This is a genomic window from Leifsonia sp. PS1209, from assembly GCF_012317045.1.
Lineage (GTDB): Bacteria > Actinomycetota > Actinomycetes > Actinomycetales > Microbacteriaceae > Leifsonia.
This window is the reverse complement of record NZ_CP051154.1, coordinates 1,631,878-1,650,457: the sequence shown is the minus strand read 5'-3', so window position 1 is coordinate 1,650,457 and position 18,580 is coordinate 1,631,878. Positions and strand designations below refer to the sequence as shown.

The following is an 18,580-nucleotide window of genomic DNA, read 5'->3' as shown; positions in this document are numbered from 1 at the left end:
ACCCGAAGAATGGTTGAAGTAGATGGAGTTCGTCGCGCTGCTCGTAGCGTTGGCCGCAGCCGGGTTCTCGATGTACCGAGACCGTCGCAGCCCGCTCGCGTGGTCGCTGTGTCTGTGGGCAGGGATCTTTCTGCTCTACCTGCTGCAGCCGATCCGGTTCGAACCTCTGAACTGGGTGACGCTCATCGCGATCAGCCTCGGACTGATCGGCCTTGCCGCGCCGTCGTTCCTGCCCCATCTGAAACCGCACGTCGCCCGCCAGGGAGACCGTAAGCTGGCGTTCCGCCGATTCCTCGTCGTGACGATCGTGATCTTCGCCCTCTTCGTCATCGGCGTGATCGCCTTCCGTGCCGGTGTGGCTAACGCGGCAGGCGAGGCCTACGAGCACCTCAGCCTCAAAGAGATCCGCGCGGCGCAGAACACCGTCGCCCGCGGCGGCGGCCCCGTCGTCCTCCTCGCCGCGCTCGGGCCCGTCGTCTCCTGCCTCGGCGTGTACGGCGCGTACAGGTTCTCCCGATGGTGGTGGTTGATCAGCGTGGCGGCGTTCGGGCTGGTCGCCCAGAACCCTGCCCGCATCAACCTCCTGACGTTGCTCGTCGTGACAGTGGTCTTCTGGCTGTACGCCCGCCAGTCACTCGCGAAGGACGACCACCCACCAGGGCGGAAGCCGTTCCCGATCTACGTGTACGTCATCATGGGCGTCGCGGTGATTGCCGGCCTCGTGTACTTCACCGTCGTCGGAGCGAGCCTGTCGAAGAATGACACCGCCACCGAGTACTCGAACTGGCTCCCTGGCTGGATCGCCGCACCGGTTCTTTACTTCATGGGCGGCATCGCAGCGTTCTCATCCGCCACCAGGATGGGCGTCGACCCGTTCCAGTGGGGAACCACCATCTTCACTCCACTGAAGCTCGTGAACGCAGTGTTCCCCGACGTGCACGTGCCAAACACGATCGCAGGTGCTGTGCACTCACCCATGTGGTTCAACGTCTACACGGGCTTTGGGCAGATGTGGTTCGACTTCGGATACGTCGGAGTGTTCGTGCTCTCCGCCATACTCGGCACGCTGGCGCTCTACGCTCACCGTCGAGGTGAACAGGGCAGTATGGAATGGGCCTGGGTCGCCGCGTCGTCGGCCGCGCTCCTGTTCTCGCTGCCACAGGCATTCCGGTTGTTCAACCTCGACGTCCTGTTCCAGCTCGCCCTCGGTGCCGCAGCGTTCTACATCATCCGGTGGCCAGGGTTCCGACGACGGACGCCCGCGAAGCAGCCCGCGGACGCTGCGTGTGCAGACAACGAGAATCAACGATAAAGAGACGACCGGATGCGATACGCGGTCATCGTCTGGCCGAGAAGACATTCGGCACGTCGGCTCACGAAAATGCCCGGTCAGACTTGCGCCTGACCGGGCATTTCCCTGTGGTGCACCCCCTGGGACTTGAACCCAGAACCCACTGATTAAGAGTCAGTTGCTCTGCCGATTGAGCTAGAGGTGCGTTTTGTTCGGCGACCCGAACGAGGCTCAACACTAGCATCCATTTCGGCCTCATCGCCAATCGAGGGGACGCCGGGCGCGCCACCGGGTGTTCACCTCGGATCGGTAGGCTCTGGACGTGACTTTCGACACCGAATCCTCTCCGTTCTCCGCCGACTTGGCGCTGGCCGTCCGGCTGGCCGATCTGGCCGATTCGATTTCGGCGGAGAAGTTCCGCGCGCTGGATCTGCACATCGACACGAAGCCGGATCGCACCCATGTCACCGAAGCGGATCTGGCCGTGGAGCGGGCCATCCGGGAGCTCATCGCGGCAGAACGGCCGGAGGACGGCATCCTGGGCGAGGAGTTCGGGACGGAGGGGGACGCATCCCGGCAGTGGATCGTCGACCCCATCGACGGCACCGCCAACTATCTGCGCGGCGTTCCGGTGTGGGGCACGCTGATCGCGCTGGCCGTCGACGGCAAGCCGGTGGTCGGGGTCGTCAGCTCGCCGGCGCTCGATCGGCGCTGGTGGGCGGCGCAGGGCGCTGGGGCCTGGCTGTCGGAGGCCGGTGGCGAGCCGCGCAGGCTGCGGGTGTCCGCCGTCTCCGATCTGGAGCACGCCTCGATCAGCTTCCAGAGCATCGCCCAGTGGGATGGCGCCGGATACCTGGACAGGCTGATCGCGCTCACCCGGCAGGTGTGGCGGGATCGCGCATACGGCGACATGTGGTCGTACATGCTGCTGGCCGAGGGGGTTCTGGATGCGGTGGGCGAGTTCGACGTGAAGACCTACGATCTCGCCGCGCTCATCCCGATCGTCGAAGAGGCCGGGGGCACCTTCACCTCGGTCACCGGCGACGCCGGCCCGGGCAACGGCTCCTCGCTGGCGAGCAACGGCCTCCTCCACCCGGCCCTCCTCGCCGCGCTCGCCTGACACGCAATCGAGTCCGAACCCGTTCACGCCTGCGACCGGCGTGTCGCGTGAAGAGGTTCGGACTCGATTGGTTGGGCGGGAGAGGCGGACGGGTCAGCCCGCGGCGAGCACGGCGTCGAGGCGCTCGTAGCCCTCGGTGACGCCTTTCGCCTGGCCGGAGGCGACCATGCCGTCTCGCGCCTCAAGCGTCGGGTAGACGGCGTGGGCCTTCACGCGGGTGCGTCCTCCGTCGAGGGGTTCGAACGTGACGGACTCGATGCTGACCACATCCGGGTATCCCTCGAACTCGAAGGTCTGGATGGCGAACTCGTTGTCGCGCACGACGTGGAATACCCCGCGGAAGCCGTACTCCCCGCCGTTCGGGTCGCGGTGCACGTAGCGGTAGTGCCCGCCCGTCGTGTAGTCGTACTCCTCGACGTCCATCTCGTAGCCGCGCGGGCCGAGCCACTGGGCGATCAGGGCCGGATCCTTGTGGGCGAGGAACACCTTCTCGACCGGATAGTCGAATTCGCGCTCGATGTCGACGTACGGGAGACCGTCCGGCGCGGTGATGGTGACTGCGTTGCTCATTTCTTCTTCTCCTTCGGTGTGGCCGTGCCGCCGAGGCCGGCGAGCACGCTGTCGAGACTGCGGTACTGCTGTTCGTGGATGAGCCGGTAGCCGTCGATCCACGAGGTGAGCTCCTCGAGGGCCGCCGGTTCGAGGTGGACGGGGCGGCGCTGCGCCTCCCTCGTCCTGCTGACGAGTCCGGCCTCTTCGAGGACGTGGATGTGGCGGGACACCGCCTGCGTGGTGATCGCGAACGGCTCCGCCAGTTCGTTCACCGTCGCAGAGCCCCTGCTGAGGCGGGCGACGATCGCTCGGCGCACCGGGTCGGCCAGGGCCTGGAACGCGCGGTCGAGCCGCGTGTCCGCGTCCACATCCTGAGTCATATACAACCGATTCCTTTATCAACTGTTACGTTGAATACGATAATCCGCGGCCCACGACCCGTCAACCCCTAATGTGGATGCGTGAGCAGTCCGACGCAGGAACCCCTCGTGCACATCGACCACTTCCGGATGGATTTCGGCCGCACCACCGTCATCCGCGACCTCTCCTTCGACATCGCGCGCGGAGAGACGTTCGGCTTCCTCGGCAGCAACGGCTCGGGGAAGACCACCACGATCCGCGCGCTTCTCGGCATCTACCAGCCGACGGCCGGCGTTCTCCACATCGACGGCCGCCCGTTCAGCCCGGAGGCCGGCGACAGGCTCGGCTACCTCCCGGAGGAGCGCGGGCTGTACAAGAAGGAGTCCGTCATCGACGTGATGGTCTACTTCGGCAAGCTCAAGGGCCTCGGCAAGGAGCAGGCCAGGCGCTGGTCCCGCGGCTACCTCGAACGGGTCGGCATCGGCGACAAGGAGAAGGTGCGCCTCGACAAGCTCTCCGGCGGCCAGCAGCAGAAGGTGCAGCTGGGCGTGACGATCATGAACGACCCGGAGCTGCTCATCCTGGACGAGCCGACCAAGGGCTTCGACCCCGTCAACCGACGCCTGCTGATGGACATCATCGACGACCAGAAGCGTTCGGGCTCCACCGTGATGATGGTCACCCACCAGATGGAGGAGGTCGAGCGGCTCTGCGACCGCGTCATCCTCCTCAAGGACGGCGTCTCTCGCGCATACGGCACGGTCGCCGAGGTGCAGGAGCAGTTCGGCGGCACGGTCGTGCACGTCGACCACGACGGCACGATCCCCTCCTCCCCCGCATACACGATCGCCCGGGATGCGGGCGGCCACGCCGAGCTGGAGGTCGCCAACGACGCGGACACCGCCGCGATCCTCCGCTCCCTCGTGGATGCCGGGCTCGACGTGACCCGCTTCGCACCGACCAGGAAGTCGCTCGACGACATCTTCGTCGAAGTGTACGGAGCAGACAGCAGGGAGGCAGACTGATGGCTCAGCACAACCTCGGGACCGTCGTCTCGTTCGAGTTCCTCCGCACCGTGTCGAAGCGCCGGTTCTGGGCGATCACGCTCATCGTGCCGATCTTCGCCATCGCGCTGATCAGCCTCGTCGTCGCCTCCAACGTGTCCACGGCGCAGACGGCGGACGCTCAGAAGAACGCCCGCTTCGAGTTCCAGTACGTGGATGCGTCCGGGCTGGTCGACCCGTCCGTCGCCCGGCAGCTGGGCGGCTCGCCCGCCGAGAGCAGCGCATCCGGGATCGACGCCGTGAAGTCCGGCAGCTCGGCGGCCTTCTTCGACTTCCCCGCCGACCCGGCGAAGCAGACCGTGAAGGTCTACGGCGCGGACGCCGGGCTGCTGCAGAACGCCAAGTACTCGTCGGCGGCGGAGAGCGTGCTCTCCGCCAGCGTGGAAAAGCGGATCGACTCCCCCACCGACGTCGCCGTGCTGCGCGGCGAGGTGCAGACCTCGACCACCACGTTCAAGGACGGCGCCGTCGCTCCCGGGTTCGAGGCGATCATCCCGGCCCTGATCTTCCTGGTGGCGTTCTTCATCGTCATCGTCTTCCTCGGCAACCAGATGCTGAACTCCACGCTGGAGGAGAAGGAGAACAGGGTCACCGAGATGATCCTGACCACCATCAACCCCACCAGCCTGCTGGTCGGCAAGGTGATCTCGCTGTTCATGATCGGCATCATCCAGATGGCGGTGTTCGCGCTGCCCGTGGTGGTCGGCTACCTGTTCTTCCGGGAGCAGCTGTCCATCCCGAGCCTCGACCTGTCCGGGCTGGTGTTCGAGCCGCAGAAGATGATCGTCGGCGCGCTCATCCTGATCGGCGGGTTCGCGCTGTTCACCGGGACGCTCGTGGCGGTCGGCGCCGTGATGCCGACCGCGAAGGACGCCGCCCCGCTGTTCTCGATCGTGATCTTCTCCATCGTGATCCCGCTCTACGCGTCCGGGTTCGCGATCAGCAACCCGCAGTCGGCGATCGTGCAGGTGCTCGCGTTCTTCCCGTACACCGCGCCGATCACGGCGCTGATCCTGAACGCGTTCGGCACGCTGCCGCTCTGGCAGGCGATCGTCATCATCGTCGAGCTGTTCGTGCTGTCCGCCGTCGTGCTGCGCATCGCGGTGCGCCTGTTCCGCTACGGCTCGATCGAGTACACCAACAAGGTGAAGATCCGGGATGTGCTGAGCCGCCGCTCGAACTCGGCAGGGACGCGGTCCTGATGCGCGCCGTCGTCGTCACGACGCCGGGAGACGCGGACGTCCTCACCCTCGCGGAGGTGGCCGAGCCCGTCGCGGCGGACACCGAGGTGCGCATCCGGGTGACGGCGGCCGGACTGAACGGCGCCGACCTGTCGCAGCGCCGCGGGTACTACCCGTCGCCGGCCGGAGCACCGGAGTGGCCGGGGCTCGAGGTGTCGGGCGAGATCGACCAGGTCGGCTCGTCCGTGCACGGCTGGGCCGTCGGCGACCGGGTGTGCGCGCTGCTGCCGGGAGGCGGATACGCCGAATACGTGACCGTGGATGCCGGCCTCGTGCTCCCTGTTCCCCCGGGCGTCGACCTCGTCGAGGCAGCGGGACTCCCGGAGGTCGCTGCCACCGTCTGGTCGAACGTGTTCCAGCTCGGCCGGCTCGCGGAGGGCGAGACCCTGCTCGTGCACGGAGGGTCGAGCGGGATCGGCTCGATGGCGATCCAGCTGGGCCGGGTGTTCGGGGCGACGGTGATCGCGACCGCCGGCAGCCCGGTGAAAGTGGAGTTCTGCCGCTCGCTCGGCGCCGAGGCCGCGATCGACTACCGCGAGAGCGACTTCGTCGAGGTGGTGCGCGACGTGACGGACGGACGCGGCGTGGACGTGGTGCTCGACATCGTCAGCGGCGCGTACATCGCCCGCGACCTGGACGCCCTCGCCGTCGGAGGGCGCATCATGTCGATCGCGACGCGCGATCGCACCCCGGCATCCATCGACACCGGCCTGCTGATGAGCAAGCGCGCACGCATCTGGGGCACGACGCTCCGGGCACGGCCGCTCGCCGAGCGGGTGGCGATCATCGCCGGAGTGCGCGAACACGTCTGGCCGCACCTGGCAGCCGGTCGCATCCACCCGGTCATCGACTCGGTGTTCCCTCTGGAGGACGCCGCTCAGGCGCACCGCCGGATGGAGTCGTCCGCGCATCTCGGGAAGATCCTGCTGCAGGTCGGCTGACCGCGGCGACCACGGCGACGCCCACCGCGTACGCGACAAGGTCGATCCACTGAAAGGTCGACCCGAAGACGAAGTAGCTGCCGGGCACCGCCACCTCGATCGCGCGCGGCAGCGGCGTGAGCTGGAGCACCTCGATCGCCCAGCAGAACGCCAGCGCCACGACCGGAGCCACCCACCGGGCCGCCCGCGGAACGGCGAACGCCACGATCACCGCGATGAGGGCGGCGTAGAGGGCGTCCCCGGCGAACCCGCCGACCGGACCGTCCGCGAAAGCGTGCACGGCGAGCCCGGCAACCAGGATGCACGCGGCCGCGACGGCCAGTCGGGCGCGGCGGGATCGTCTGCCGCGGCGGGACAGGCTACTCGTGCTCATCCTCCGAGGCTACGGGTGCGCATCCGGTCGGCACGTCCCTCCCCGGGATGACAAAATCGGAGGATGACCGATCTTGCCTCCGACTCCGCTCTGTTCGCCCTGCCGAAGGCCGAGCTGCACCTCCACATCGAGGGCACGCTCGAACCGGACCTCGTCTTCGAACTGGCGGGCAAGAACGGCGTCTCGCTCCCGTACTCGTCGGTGGACGAGCTGGCAGCGCTCTACGAGTTCGACGACCTGCAGTCGTTCCTCAACCTCTACTACGCGACGATGGATGTGCTCCGCACCGAGAACGACTTCGCCGAGCTCACCAGGCGCTATCTGACCACCGCCGCAGCGCAGGGCGTCCGCCACGTCGAGCTGTTCTTCGACCCGCAGGCGCACACCGCGCGCGACGTGCGCATCGAGACCGTCATCGACGGCATCTCCGGCGCGCTGGAGGAGGCCGAGCGCGACCTCGGGATCACCGGCGGCATCATCCTCAGCTTCCTGCGCGACCAGCCGGTCGAGTCCGCCGACCAGATCCTCAACGCCGGCCTCAGCCGCCGCGAGAACCTGATCGGCGTCGGCCTCGACTCCGCCGAGGTCGGCTATCCGCCGTCGCTGTTCCAGGACGTCTTCTCCGCAGCGCGGGATGCCGGCCTGCACGTCGTCGCGCACGCCGGGGAGGAGGGTCCGGCGTCGTACATCCGCGAGGCGCTCGACCTGCTCGGCGCCGAGCGCATCGACCACGGCATCCGTGCCGTCGACGACCCGGAGCTGGTCGCACGCCTCGCCGAGGAGCGGATCGCGCTGACCATGTGCCCGCTGTCCAACCTGCGGTTGCGCACGGTCGCGACGCTGGACGAGCATCCACTGCTCCGGCTGGATGCGGCAGGGGCGCCCGTCACGATCAACTCGGACGACCCGGCATACTTCGGCGGATACATCGGAGACAACTTCGTGGCCGTCCGGGATGCGCTCGGCGTCACGAGCGAGCAGGCCGAGCGCTTCGCGCGCACCTCCATCGAGGCGTCGTTCGCGTCGGACGACCGCAAGCAGGAGCTGCTCGACGACGTGGACGCCTGGCGCGGCTGACCGCCGGGAACAGGGCTCTAGCCCAGCGCCCGTCCGCGGCGGTACAGTGAGCGCACTGCTGACGGGGTGATGCGATGGCGAGCACCGGAGTTGGAACACGACGTGCACCTCTGCTGAGCGCGGAAGGCGCCGCCATCGTCGCGGGTGGAGGGGCGTTCGTCCTCGCGCTCGTCGTCGCCCTGCCGCTGTTCTGGGGAGCGAGCCTCGCGATCGCGGGGCCGGACTCCCTCGGCCAATTCGTCGCCATCGCCGCCGGGGTGATCGCGGCGCTCGCCTACGTCGCTGGACGCCTGTGGACGCGGGAGGGACCGCGGCCGTTCCGCGCGCCCGCCGCCGCGAGCACCGAGGGCGACCGGGCAGGCCGGGCCACCGCCGCCGACGTGTTCGACACCATCGTCATCGCGCTCGCGCACGGCGTCATTGCCCTGCTCGGCTGGCTCGCGCTCAGCGCCGTGCTCGACAACGGGTTCCAGGATGCGACGGTCTACTTCCTGTCCGCCGCCGCCCTCGCCGCGGTCGCCTGTGCCGTCACCGCGTACATCGTCTTCCTGTCGTCCGTGCAGATGGACCTGATGCGCCTGTCGACCGTTCTCGCCGTGTTCGTCATCGTGGGCATCCTCACCGCGATGCTCAGCGCGCCGGACCCGCACTGGTGGATGCTGCATCTCAGCGCTCTCGGTATGTCGAGCAGCGTGTCGTCGTTCTCGTTCAACCTGACCCTGATCATCGCCGGGGTGATCGTCACGGCGCTGGCCCGCTATGCGACGGACACACGCGGGCTGGTGGCGCCCGCCGACGACCGGCCGGAGGCGCGCAGGAGCAGGGCGGCGCTCATCCGGGTGCGGGTGGCGCTCATCCTGATCGGCGTGCTGCTCGCCGGGGTCGGGCTGTTCCCGCTCAACGTCTCCGCCGTGCTGCACAACGTGTCCGCCGTCGGGATGGTGCTGACGTTCTCGCTGGTCGTGTTCTGGGTGCGCGCGGCGCTCCCCCAGGCGCCCGCGTCGTTCTTCGTGCTCGGGTACGTGTTCTTCGCCACCATCGTGGTGATGCTGCTGTTCTACGTCGTCGGGTACTACGTGCTCACGGCGACGGAGCTGGTGGCCGGGGTGGTGGTGTTCAGCTGGCTCATCGTCTACCTGCGGGTGAGCGGGGCCGCGACCGGTGCGCCGAGGGCGGAGCCCGTCACGGGCGCTGGCGCCGCGACTCCTGCCGGGTGAGCGCCGCATCCAGCACGATTGCCGCGCGGATCAGCGCCAGGTGGGTGAACGCCTGCGGGAAGTTGCCCAGCTGCCTCCCGGCCGGGTCGATCTCCTCCGCGAACAGCCCGACGTGGTTGCCGTAGGTGAGCATCTTCTCGAACGCGTACTGGGCCTCCTCGATGCGGTCGGCGTCCGCCAGGGCGATCACGTAGAAGAACGAGCAGAGCGAGAACGTTCCCTCCTCCCCGGGCAGCCCGTCCGGCGATGCCGCTGGGTTGTAGCGGTAGACCAGGCTGTCGGTGACCAGCTCGTCGCCGATCGCGTCGAGGGTGGAGAGCCACATCGGGTCGTGCGGGGAGATCATGCCGACCAGCGGCATCAGCAGGGTGATCGCGTCCACCACGTCCGTGCCCGGATACTGCACGAACGCCTTCCGATCCGGGTTCCAGCAGTGGGTGAAGACCTGCTCGTAGATGGCGTCGCGGGCGCCGATCCAGGTCTCCAGCGGAGCGGGAAGGCCGCGCTCCCTGGCGATGCTGATCGCCCGGTCGAACGCCACCCAGCACATGATGCGCCCGTAGGTGAAGTCCTTGCGGCCTCCCCTGGTCTCCCAGACGCCCTCGTCCGGCTGGTCCCAGTTCTCGGCCAGCCAGTCGAGCACCGTGCGCAGCTTGGCCCAACCAGGATGCCCGATACGGCGGTACTTCTCGGTGACGAACAGAGCGTCGAACGCCTCGCCGTAGATGTCGAGCTGCAACTGGTCGGCCGCGCCGTTGCCGACGTTGACCGGCCGGGAGCCCTCGTAGCCCTCGAAGCCGTCGAGCTCCAGCTCCTGCAGGTCGGAGGAGCCGTCGATCCTGTACATGATCTTGAGCGGGCCGGAGGCCTCCCCCGCCTGCTCGGCGACCCGGTCCGCGACCCACAGCGCGAACGCGACGGCCTCGTCGGTGTACCCGAGCGCGAGCAGCGAGTAGACCGAGAACGAACCGTCCCGGATCCAGGTGTACCGGTAGTCCCAGTTGCGCACGCCGCCGAGCTGCTCGGGAAGCGCGGCGGTCGGGGCGGCGACCAGGCCGCCGCTCGGCGCGTACTGCAACAGCTTGAGCACCATCGCCGAGCGCTCCACCGCCTCCCGCCACCTGCCGGTGTACGTGCTCACCCGCAGCCAGTCTCGCCAGAACTCCACGGTCTGCCGGAACAGTTCCTGCCCGTGCTGCGTGGTGAGTCCGTCCGCGTCGTCGCCCGGGGCGGTGTGGAACGCGAACAGCCGCAGCTGCCCCGCCGACATCGTGAACTCCAGCACGACGTCCCCCGCGGCGAGCGCCGCAGCATCCGGAGTGTCGTCGCCGAGCCCGAGCAGGGCGGCTCCCGCTTGCCCGTCGTCGAAGTCCACCCGCTCGGGACTGGTGGATGCGGTGTGCGCCCTCCGCCCGAAGTCGAACCGCGGGCGGCACTCGAGCCGGAAGCTCACCTCGCCCCTGACCACGCGGATGCCGCGCAGGATGCGGCGCTCGTCGGTGGCGACGGTGGGGTCGTCGGCCAGCGGCATGAAGTCGATCACCTCGGCGACACCGGATGCGCTCATGAACCGGGTGATCAGCACGGCCGTCTGCGGGAAGTACATCTGCTTCACTCGCACGTCGTCGTCGACGGCGTGGATGCGGAAGTATCCGCCCTTTTCCCTGTCCAGAAGCGATGCGAACACCGCTGGAGAGTCGAAGCGCGGGGCGCAGAACCAGTCGATGGTCCCGTCCGTGCACACCAGTGCCACGGATTGCAGGTCGCCGATCAGTCCGTGCTCTGCGATATCGGGGAATGCATGTCTCGGTGTCTCCGTCATGGGAGCCCTCCTCGGACGATGGCGCTCACTATAGACCCGGCAGGGCGACGGTGGCCAGTGGGGGGATATCCGCGGCAGCGGGCGAGGACTATGATCCGGTGCCAGCGGAAAGTCCACCTTTCCGGCAGGAGGTCGTCATGACCGCATCCTTCACCGGCACGTCCCGTTCCGACGTGCGACGGCTCATCGCGCCCCTGGCTCTCGCGCAGTTCATCTGCAGCTTCGCCGGGTCGAACATGAACGTGATGATCAGCGACATCTCCCGCGATCTGGACACGACGGTGCAGGGCGTTCAGATCAGCATCACGCTGTTCCTGCTGACGATGGCGGCGCTGATGATCCCCGCCGGGAAGCTCACGGACAAGATCGGCAGGAAGCGCTGCTTCACGCTGGGACTCATCGTCTACGGCGCCGGTGCGCTCGTGAGTGCCGCATCGCCGGGGCTGTGGGCGCTGATCCTCGGCAACAGCATCCTGGAGGGCGTCGGCACCGCCCTGCTGATCCCTCCCGTCTACATCCTCACCACGGTCTACCTGTCGGACATCCCGACGCGGGCGTGGGCGTTCGGCGTGATCAGCGGCTTGGGCGGCATCGGGGCCGCGGCAGGTCCGCTGATCGGCGGGCTGATCACCACCGCGATCAGCTGGCGTGCCGCCTTCCTCTTCCAGGCGCTCATCATCGTGGTCATCCTGCTGCTGAGCAGGAGACTGACCGACCCCATCCCGGCCGATCCGAAGCGGCCGTTCGACGTGGTCGGGGCCGTGCTCTCCGCGCTCGGCCTGTTCGTGCTCGTGCTCGGCATCCTCGCTGCCGACAACAGCGTGCCGCTGATGGTGACGCTCATCGTCGCCGGGATCGTGATCCTGGTGCTGTTCTTCTGGTGGGTGCGGCGCCGCGAGCACGCAGGGAAGGAAGCGCTGCTGTCGACCTCGCTGTTCCGCAACCGCCTGTCGAACATCGCCCTCGTCACCCAGAACGTGCAGTGGGTGCTGCTGATGGGCACGTCCTTCACGGTGTCGGCGTACCTGCAGGTGGTCCGCGGCTACAGCGCCATTGCGACCGGGGTGCTGTTCACCGCCGCGACGGTCGGGCTGCTCCTCACCTCCCTGGTCGCGGGCAGGCTGGCTCGGCGGTTCTCGCAGCGGAGCCTCATCCTGACCGGCTTCGTGCTCTGCGTCCCCGGCATCGTGCTGCTGATCTGGCTCGTCGCGGTCACGACGACCGACTGGGCGTTCGTGCCCGGTCTCTTCCTCATCGGGGCCGGCCTCGGCCTGATGCTGACACCGTCGGTGAACGTGGTCCAGTCCGCCTTCCCGGAGGAGGCGCAGGGCGAGATCTCCGGACTGTCCCGCAGCGTCTCGAACCTCGGCTCCACCCTCGGCACGGCCATCGCCGGCACCATCCTGATCGCCAACGTCGCCGCGGGCTCTGCGGCATACGGCTCGGCGATGGCGGTGCTCGCCGTCCTCGGACTCGGCGGACTCGTCGCCGCGCTGCTGCTGCCCAGGGATGCGAGCGCTCGGCATCCCGCACCGGGCATCCGGGCGGCGACGTGACACCGCGGCCGCGCACCGCGAACGCCGCGCTCCGCCGCGCGCGGGTGGATTACATCACCGAGGAGTCGGTGTACGGGACCGTGCTCGTCAGCGGGATGATCGTCGCAGCGGGCTCGTACCACGCCACCTCGATGCAGGTCTTCCTGACGGTGCTCACCACGGTGATCGTCTTCTGGGCGGCGCACGTCTACGCCGGGACCATCGCGGGCCACGGTGTGGAGGAGGAGGGCGGCGGAGGGCTGTCCGCGTCGTTCCAACGCTCTCTGCGGCGGTCGGTCGGGTTCCTCACGTCCGCTGTCCCTCCGTCGTTCGTGCTCCTGCTCGGCGGGCTGCGCGTCGTCGACGACACGGTCGCGCTGTGGACGGCGCTCTGGCTCGGCGTCGCGATCCTCGCGGTGCTCGGGTACATCGTGTTCGCCCTCCGCGGCGACTCCTGGCCGGTGCGGATCATCGGCTCCATCACCACGGCCCTGTTCGGCATCGCGATGATTGTGCTGAAGGCCGTCATCCACTGAGTCCGGCCAAACCTCTGCTCCGCGGCCGACCAGGCGTACGATCCGGCTATGACCATGCAGGAGGAAGGCACCGCCGGCGACGAGGCCGACGAGCGCGAGGGGTCCGTGCCGGACGGCGCGCGCGAACTCACCACACCGGACGGCCGCACCGTCCGCTTCTTCGACTCGGGAGCATCCGGGGCGGGCGCGACGGTGCTCTGGCATCACGGCACCCCGCAGACCGGCGCGATCATCGCGCCCATCGCCGCCGCCGCGGAAGCCGCCGGTCTCCGCGTCGTCTCCGTCGCCCGGCCCGGCTACCCGGGCTCGACCGAACGGCCGGACCGCAGCGTCGCCGACGCTGCGGCAGACGCCCTCCTGGTGCTCGACGAACTGGGCATCGACCGGTTCGCGACGGTCGGCGCATCCGGTGGCGGCCCGCACGCGCTCGCCTGCGCGGCCCTGGCACCGGACAGGGTCAGCGCGGTGGCCACGATCGCCTCGCTCGCCCCGCGCTGGGAGTCCGACGACTGGTTCGCCGGGATGGCCTCCCCCGACGCACTCCTCACCGCTGTGCTCGGCCGGGATGCGCGCCTCCGCCACGCGGAGCACGCCGAGTTCGACGAGTCCTCCTTCACCGACCGCGACTGGGCGGCACTCTCCGCCGACTGGGCGCCGCTCGGCGCAGACGCGCAGGCCGGAGCAGCGGAGGGACCGGCCGGCGAATCCGACGACGACGTCGCCTATGTGTCCGACTGGGGCTTCGACCCGGCGGACATCACCGCGCCCGCCCTCCTCGTGCACGGCAGGGCCGACCGCGTCGTCCCCGTCGCCCACACGCTCGCCCTGCTGGAGAGCATCCCGAACGCCAACCTTCTGCTGCGCCCACGCGACGGGCACGTGTCGGTGCTTGCGACGCTGCCGCTGGTGTTCGCGTGGGCGGCTGCGCCGGTGTGACGGAACGGGCGCGCCGACCGGTCACACCCTTCGCCAGTCCGGCCTTCCCCCGCGTCGCCACGCGACTCCCTCGTCGTCGCTGAACCGCAGCACGTCCGCGCGGAACCACCAGGTCTGATCCGGGTCCCATCCGGCGACGACGGATGCGCGTTCCTCGTCGACGGGCAGGCTCCGGCCTGCGGCCTGCAGGTAGGCGGCGGCGGTCAGGTGGACGCCGTCGTACTGCTCGGCGACCGCGGTCCAGTCCGGGATCACCCAGGCACCGTCCCTCCCCGTCGTGCGATACCAGTCGTGCCGGCGGGAGGCGGTCACGTCGAGCGGGTAACGACTGCACAGCTCAGTCCAGTCCTCGGCGCGACGGAGCTCGTAGACGCGCGCGGACGGCCGGATGCCCACCCGCCTGGCGTGCGCGGCCTCCCAGCCCATCGAGTCCTCGACCAGCCGGAGCCCAGCGGGACCGTGGTCGCCGATGCTCCTGGTCGTCGTGAACGACGCCGACCAGACGAGCGGAGTGGACCACCAGGTTCCCGAGTAGTTCGCGGTCACGTCGGACGGCCGGTCGAGGCGTGCGCGCTCCTCCTCGGCCACCGCGGCGGCGCGAAAGCCTCCGGCATCCGGGGTGCCCGCCCGCGTCGGCAGCGGCTCGTCGCGATCGAAGTCGACGGCCCACTGGTCGGCGGGATCGACCGGCTCGTCCCACCACTGCGCATCCGGATGGGCGAGGAGCACACGGGCGGAGCGGAGCAGCGCAGGGCGGAGAGCGGGGAGGGCTGTGAGGAAATCCTCTCCCTCGGGCTCCTGCCAATAGCGCGCGGTGCCGACCACCTCGTCGAGCACGGCGAGCGGGTCGATGAAGTGGTCGTGGATGGGCGCGGTCAGGAGGGCAGCACCGAGGTCATCGGGAGTGGTGATCGGTGCGAACGGCTCGTGGTCGTCCTCGTCCTCGTCTCCGTCCTGTGCCATCAGGGTCAGGTGGACCCTGCCGTGGCCCATCGCGGGATCGAGCGCTCCGCCGAGTTCCATCACCGCGCCGAGAAGGGTCGACGAGATGGCCTCGTCTCCGCTGGATCGCGCCGCCACGATGAGCGACGCCCGTCGTCCGCGCGGCCCGAGCAGGAGGGTGTCGGCGTCGATGGTCACGCCGACACCCTACGGCACGGGGCAGTCTTCCCGGCGGAGCCGCCCGCCTAGCCGCGGTCCGACTTCGCCCCGTACCTCCTGCGTCGCACGATCACCCCGACGAGGATGGCCGCGACGGCCGCCACGATCAACGCGATCGGGAGGTGCGAGCCCGTCCACGCCAGCGCGTCGTCGCCTCCGCGCGGCGGCTTCGCGCCTGCGGGGGCCGCCCCGGGGTCGGCCGAGCCGGTCGGCGATGGCACGGACGGGTCGGTGGGAGTCGCGGTGGGGGTCGGGGTGGTCCCCGGAGTGCCCGGCGCGGTCGGGGTGCCGGTCGGCGTCGGCGTCGCGGTCGGCGTCGGCGTCGCGGTCGGCGTCGGCGTCGCGGTGGGAGTCGGGGTCGGCGTGGGCGTCGGCGTGCTCACCGCGGCCGGGTCGAGCCGGAACGTCGTCACGACCGCGCGGTGGTTGCTCGGCCACGCGTTGCCCGCGACGTTTCTCGGCGAGGGCCACCCCGCCACCAGCGTGTTCGAGCCGAGCACGGCGAGGTCGGCGCCCGCCGCGTAGACGTAGTCGATGCGGTCCTGCGGCTCCGGCGTGCCCGTCGACGGGTCGGTGGCCACGATCGACGACCACGAGTTCCCCGCGGCGGCCGCCGGATCCGGATGCACGGCGCGGTAGGTGTCCGTCAGCCCGGCCTTCGTCAACGCGGCCGGGACCGGCCAGGCCACAGCGCCGACACCGCAGTGCGCTGCGGCCGTCGCGGCCGTCCAGTCGTCCGACGACGGGGACTCCAGGTCGGCGAGCAGGATGACCGGGGTCTTCTCCGCAGCCGACGCGTCGCCGCGCAGCGCCGCGGCGAGCGCCGTCGCCTCGTCGTAGCGCGCCGTCGTCTTCTCCGCGGCGGCTAGCGCTGCCGGGTCGGTCACTCCGCCCTGGCAGGCCGCGTTCGGCCCGTAGCCCGCTCCGTCGAGTCCGGCGCTCCACAGGCGCACGTCGCGTCCGAGCACATGGGCGGTGGCGCCGACGGCGGGGAGCGCTGCCGCGACCGCCGCGCGTCGGCCGGTGGCCGCATCCACCGGGTACGCCGAGACGATGGACGCGCCGTCGCCGCCCGCGACCGCGTACCAGCCGAGGGCCTTGGCGAGGCGGGTGGCGACCGTGCCGTCGTCCTGCTGCACCCCGATCACGTCGAGCCCGTTGGAGGCGATCACCGCGAGCTCCTTGAACGTCGCATCGCTGACGTGGCTGCCCGCATCCCACAGGTTCCAGGTCGCCGCGGCGAGCTGCACGGGGTCGGTGGCGCCGAGCACCGGCACCTCAACGGTGATGCGGGAGGTGGTGCTGCCGTCCGCCGCCTGTACGGTGATGGTCGCCGGGTCGGCGGGTGCTGCGGAGGGCGCCGTACCGGTGACCGTGCCGTCCGCCGCGACGCTGAGCCAGTCGTCGCCGGCCACCTTTGAGTATCCGGTGACCGCCGCGCCGTTCCAGAGCCCGCCGACGCGCTGGGCGACAGCGCCGCCCGCGCGCACCGCCGGCGCGCGGAAGGTGTCCGTCACGAATCCGGCGGCGAGGGTGGCCCCGCTGTCCGACGGCGTCGTGGCGGGCAGTGCCGCCGTGTACTCGTTGAGGATCTGGGCGGCGCCGATCGCGGTGTCGTAGAAGTCGAAGTCGTCGATGGATGCGTTGACGAACCCGTCCCCGGTGTCCGCTCCTGAGCCTTCGGCGCCGACCCGGAACGGGTTGCCGCTCACCAGGGAGAACGCGCTCGTCAGCCCGGCGTTCTGCGCCGTCTGCTGGCCGTCCAGGTAGGTGGTCATGGTGCCGGCCGCGCGGTCGGCGACGACGGCCACCTGATGCCACGCCCCGATCACCGAGCTGCCGCTGACCTGCGGAAGGTAGTTCTGCGCGGTGGAGGTGCCGTTCCTGCCGAAGCAGGCGCGCAGCACGCCCGGCTGGCCCGCGGTGTTGTAGAGCGTCGTGCCCTTGTTGTAGCAGTGAGTGAAGTCCTGGTTCGAGACGATCGGCGAGTCGGAGCTGGTGGCCGCCTCGTTCATCCAGAACACGTAGGAGAAGCTGGACGACGCATCCGTGCGCCCCGCGATCAGCGGCAGGCTGAAGAAGTTGACGCCCTGGACGCTTCCCGCCGGCGAGTTCACGTATGCCGCCTTGCCGGAGATGCCGGCTCCGTACGACGGCGTGCCTGACCAGGCGCCCGCGTTGCCGCTGCCCGAGCTGTCGGCCACCGTCGTGCCGGTGTCGTCGTCGAAGTCGTACGACACGATCGGTGCGACCGAGTCCCCCGGCGCGCGGTAGCGGTTCCAGACCGCATACAGGGTCACCGTGGCTCCCGCCGCCGACGCCAGATCCGTGACGCTCTGCGTGTCGGCGTACACGACCGCTCCGGATGCGCTGGTCGCCCAGCCGCGGAACTGGTATCCGGCGCGGGTGTACCCGTTCGCGGTCAGCGCTGCGGTCTGCCCGGTGGTGAGCGCCTGCGACGCCGTCGACCCTCCCCCGGCGCCGTTGCCGTCGAACGCCACCGTGTACGCGACCACGGTCGGCTTGCTCGCCGCGAAGTCCGCGGCGACCTGGCTGCCGGGGATGGCGGCGTCGAAGAAGTTGACGCTGTCGACGGACGCGTTGACGTACCCGTCTCCGGTGTCGCTCTCACTGCCGCTCAGTCCGCCGATGTTGAACGCCAGCCCGCTGTCGAACGCCGTGGATGCGGTGATCGACCCGGCGGGTGCCGTCGCCTTCTGCACGCCGTCGACGTAGAACGTCCCGGTGTTCGCGGTGCGGTCGATCACCACGGCGACATGATGCCAGGCGTTGAGGATGCTGCCGGAGATGCCGTGCACGTACTGCTTCGTCCCGCCGGCCGTCTTCCCCCAGCAGGCTTCGAGCACCCCGGCCGTCGCCTGGTTGTAGAGGGTGATGCCCGCGTTGTTGCACGAATCGAAGTCCTGGTTGCTGATGATGGGGCCGTAGCTGGTGCGCGACTGCTCGGAGATCCAGAACTCGTAGGAGAAGCTGGACGACGCATCCGTCTTCCCCGCCACCCTCGGGAGCTTGATGTAGTTGGCCCCACCGCCGACCACCGCCGCTTTGCCCGAGACCCCGCCGACGTAGGACGGCGTGCCCTTCCAGCTCGCGTCGTTCCCATTGCCGGAGCTGTCGGTGACGACGGAGCCCGTGTCGCCGTCGAACGTGTACGACGCGACCGGTGTGATCGCATCCTGCGGATCGAAGGCGGGGCTCGCGGCCGCCGCGTTCGCCACGCCGACGATCACCCCGGCGCCCGCTGCGGCCACCGCCAGCGCTGCGACGGAGGCCAGGATGCGGTGCGCCACGGTGCGCGGGACGAGGCGGTTGATGACGCTCTGCACGGTCATG

16 protein-coding genes and 1 tRNA gene are annotated in these 18,580 nt (G+C 69.6%); 10 read left to right on the top strand and 7 right to left on the bottom strand.

The annotated features are described in order from the left end of the window. Positions 1-22 precede the first annotated feature (22 nt). Positions 23-1,312, top strand: coding sequence for an O-antigen polymerase (locus tag HF024_RS07845; protein ID WP_168689198.1), 1,290 nt, complete (start codon positions 23-25; stop codon positions 1,310-1,312). 108 nt (positions 1,313-1,420) lie between these two features. Here the strand turns inward: HF024_RS07845 and HF024_RS07840 are convergent. Beyond that, positions 1,421-1,496, bottom strand: a tRNA-Lys gene (locus HF024_RS07840). Positions 1,497-1,613: 117 nt separating this feature from the next. Between HF024_RS07840 and hisN the strand changes: the two genes are divergently transcribed. Then, positions 1,614-2,411, top strand: a complete 798-nt coding sequence (gene hisN / locus HF024_RS07835) for a histidinol-phosphatase (RefSeq protein WP_168689197.1) — start codon at positions 1,614-1,616, stop codon at positions 2,409-2,411. 93 nt (positions 2,412-2,504) lie between these two features. Here hisN and HF024_RS07830 read toward each other — a convergent pair whose 3' ends face one another. Further along, positions 2,505-2,981 (bottom strand): SRPBCC family protein, encoded by a 477-nt coding sequence (locus HF024_RS07830; protein WP_168689196.1) that lies wholly within the window; start codon positions 2,979-2,981, stop codon positions 2,505-2,507. Beyond that, complete coding sequence (locus tag HF024_RS07825; protein WP_085369504.1) at positions 2,978-3,343, bottom strand: metalloregulator ArsR/SmtB family transcription factor; 366 nt, start codon at positions 3,341-3,343, stop codon at positions 2,978-2,980. The genes HF024_RS07830 and HF024_RS07825 overlap by 4 nt, the downstream gene beginning before the upstream one ends. Positions 3,344-3,472: 129 nt before the next feature. Here HF024_RS07825 and HF024_RS07820 point away from each other — a divergent pair, with 129 nt between their 5' ends. The 3 genes from HF024_RS07820 to HF024_RS07810 are packed head-to-tail and all read left to right on the top strand — an operon-like array spanning position 3,473 to position 6,569. Then, positions 3,473-4,348, top strand: a complete 876-nt coding sequence (locus HF024_RS07820) for an ABC transporter ATP-binding protein (protein WP_085369544.1) — start codon at positions 3,473-3,475, stop codon at positions 4,346-4,348. Beyond that, positions 4,348-5,589 (top strand): ABC transporter permease, encoded by a 1,242-nt coding sequence (locus HF024_RS07815; protein ID WP_168689195.1) that lies wholly within the window; start codon positions 4,348-4,350, stop codon positions 5,587-5,589. Before HF024_RS07820 ends, HF024_RS07815 begins: the two co-directional genes overlap by 1 nt. Further along, positions 5,589-6,569 carry an NAD(P)H-quinone oxidoreductase gene (locus tag HF024_RS07810; RefSeq protein WP_168689194.1) on the top strand — a complete coding sequence of 327 codons (981 nt, stop codon included), beginning with the start codon at positions 5,589-5,591 and terminating at the stop codon, positions 6,567-6,569. Before HF024_RS07815 ends, HF024_RS07810 begins: the two co-directional genes overlap by 1 nt. Here the strand turns inward: HF024_RS07810 and HF024_RS07805 are convergent. Next, a complete protein-coding gene (locus tag HF024_RS07805) occupies positions 6,472-6,942 on the bottom strand; it encodes a DUF2809 domain-containing protein (RefSeq protein WP_168689193.1) in 471 nt (156 codons plus the stop codon). The genes HF024_RS07810 and HF024_RS07805 overlap by 98 nt on opposite strands. A gap of 63 nt (positions 6,943-7,005) precedes the next feature. On the opposite strand from HF024_RS07805, the gene HF024_RS07800 reads away from it, so the two are divergent. Further along, positions 7,006-8,019 carry an adenosine deaminase gene (locus HF024_RS07800; RefSeq protein WP_168689192.1) on the top strand — a complete coding sequence of 338 codons (1,014 nt, stop codon included), beginning with the start codon at positions 7,006-7,008 and terminating at the stop codon, positions 8,017-8,019. A 74-nt stretch (positions 8,020-8,093) separates the two neighbouring features. Continuing rightward, on the top strand, positions 8,094-9,236 hold the full coding sequence (locus HF024_RS07795; RefSeq protein ID WP_247597356.1) for a hypothetical protein: 1,143 nt from the start codon (positions 8,094-8,096) through the stop codon (positions 9,234-9,236). On the opposite strand, the gene HF024_RS07790 is transcribed toward HF024_RS07795, so the two are convergent. Beyond that, on the bottom strand, positions 9,202-11,058 hold the full coding sequence (locus HF024_RS07790; protein ID WP_168689191.1) for a glycoside hydrolase family 15 protein: 1,857 nt from the start codon (positions 11,056-11,058) through the stop codon (positions 9,202-9,204). The two genes, HF024_RS07795 and HF024_RS07790, sit on opposite strands and share 35 nt — an antisense overlap. A gap of 137 nt (positions 11,059-11,195) precedes the next feature. On the opposite strand from HF024_RS07790, the gene HF024_RS07785 reads away from it, so the two are divergent. From HF024_RS07785 to HF024_RS07775, 3 genes are read left to right on the top strand one after another with little or no spacing between them, the layout of a single operon-like run. Beyond that, positions 11,196-12,614: an MFS transporter gene (locus tag HF024_RS07785; protein WP_168689190.1), complete on the top strand. Its 1,419-nt coding sequence runs from the start codon at positions 11,196-11,198 to the stop codon at positions 12,612-12,614. Next, a complete protein-coding gene (locus HF024_RS07780) occupies positions 12,611-13,129 on the top strand; it encodes a hypothetical protein (protein WP_085369497.1) in 519 nt (172 codons plus the stop codon). The genes HF024_RS07785 and HF024_RS07780 overlap by 4 nt, the downstream gene beginning before the upstream one ends. Positions 13,130-13,177: 48 nt before the next feature. Further along, positions 13,178-14,065, top strand: coding sequence for an alpha/beta hydrolase (locus HF024_RS07775; RefSeq protein WP_247597355.1), 888 nt, complete (start codon positions 13,178-13,180; stop codon positions 14,063-14,065). 21 nt (positions 14,066-14,086) lie between these two features. Here HF024_RS07775 and HF024_RS07770 read toward each other — a convergent pair whose 3' ends face one another. Then, positions 14,087-15,205 carry a hypothetical protein gene (locus HF024_RS07770; protein ID WP_168689189.1) on the bottom strand — a complete coding sequence of 373 codons (1,119 nt, stop codon included), beginning with the start codon at positions 15,203-15,205 and terminating at the stop codon, positions 14,087-14,089. 47 nt (positions 15,206-15,252) lie between these two features. Beyond that, the gene (locus HF024_RS07765) at positions 15,253-18,579 is read right to left on the bottom strand and encodes an InlB B-repeat-containing protein (RefSeq protein ID WP_168689188.1); all 3,327 of its coding nucleotides are present in this window, start codon (positions 18,577-18,579) and stop codon (positions 15,253-15,255) included. Position 18,580: the final 1 nt, after the last annotated feature.

What these genes read in the sequence shown, in the direction of transcription:
- HF024_RS07845 (WP_168689198.1), top strand. Translation starts at nt 23, where the DNA reads ATGGAGTTCGTCGCGCTGCTCGTAGCGTTGGCCGCAGCCGGGTTCTCG.
- HF024_RS07830 (WP_168689196.1), bottom strand. Translation starts at nt 2,981, where the DNA reads ATGAGCAACGCAGTCACCATCACCGCGCCGGACGGTCTCCCGTACGTC.
- HF024_RS07825 (WP_085369504.1), bottom strand. Translation starts at nt 3,343, where the DNA reads ATGACTCAGGATGTGGACGCGGACACGCGGCTCGACCGCGCGTTCCAG.
- HF024_RS07820 (WP_085369544.1), top strand. Translation starts at nt 3,473, where the DNA reads ATGGATTTCGGCCGCACCACCGTCATCCGCGACCTCTCCTTCGACATC.
- HF024_RS07815 (WP_168689195.1), top strand. Translation starts at nt 4,348, where the DNA reads ATGGCTCAGCACAACCTCGGGACCGTCGTCTCGTTCGAGTTCCTCCGC.
- HF024_RS07810 (WP_168689194.1), top strand. Translation starts at nt 5,589, where the DNA reads ATGCGCGCCGTCGTCGTCACGACGCCGGGAGACGCGGACGTCCTCACC.
- HF024_RS07805 (WP_168689193.1), bottom strand. Translation starts at nt 6,942, where the DNA reads ATGAGCACGAGTAGCCTGTCCCGCCGCGGCAGACGATCCCGCCGCGCC.
- HF024_RS07800 (WP_168689192.1), top strand. Translation starts at nt 7,006, where the DNA reads ATGACCGATCTTGCCTCCGACTCCGCTCTGTTCGCCCTGCCGAAGGCC.
- HF024_RS07795 (WP_247597356.1), top strand. Translation starts at nt 8,094, where the DNA reads ATGGCGAGCACCGGAGTTGGAACACGACGTGCACCTCTGCTGAGCGCG.
- HF024_RS07790 (WP_168689191.1), bottom strand. Translation starts at nt 11,058, where the DNA reads ATGACGGAGACACCGAGACATGCATTCCCCGATATCGCAGAGCACGGA.
- HF024_RS07785 (WP_168689190.1), top strand. Translation starts at nt 11,196, where the DNA reads ATGACCGCATCCTTCACCGGCACGTCCCGTTCCGACGTGCGACGGCTC.
- HF024_RS07775 (WP_247597355.1), top strand. Translation starts at nt 13,178, where the DNA reads ATGACCATGCAGGAGGAAGGCACCGCCGGCGACGAGGCCGACGAGCGC.
- HF024_RS07765 (WP_168689188.1), bottom strand. Translation starts at nt 18,579, where the DNA reads ATGACCGTGCAGAGCGTCATCAACCGCCTCGTCCCGCGCACCGTGGCG.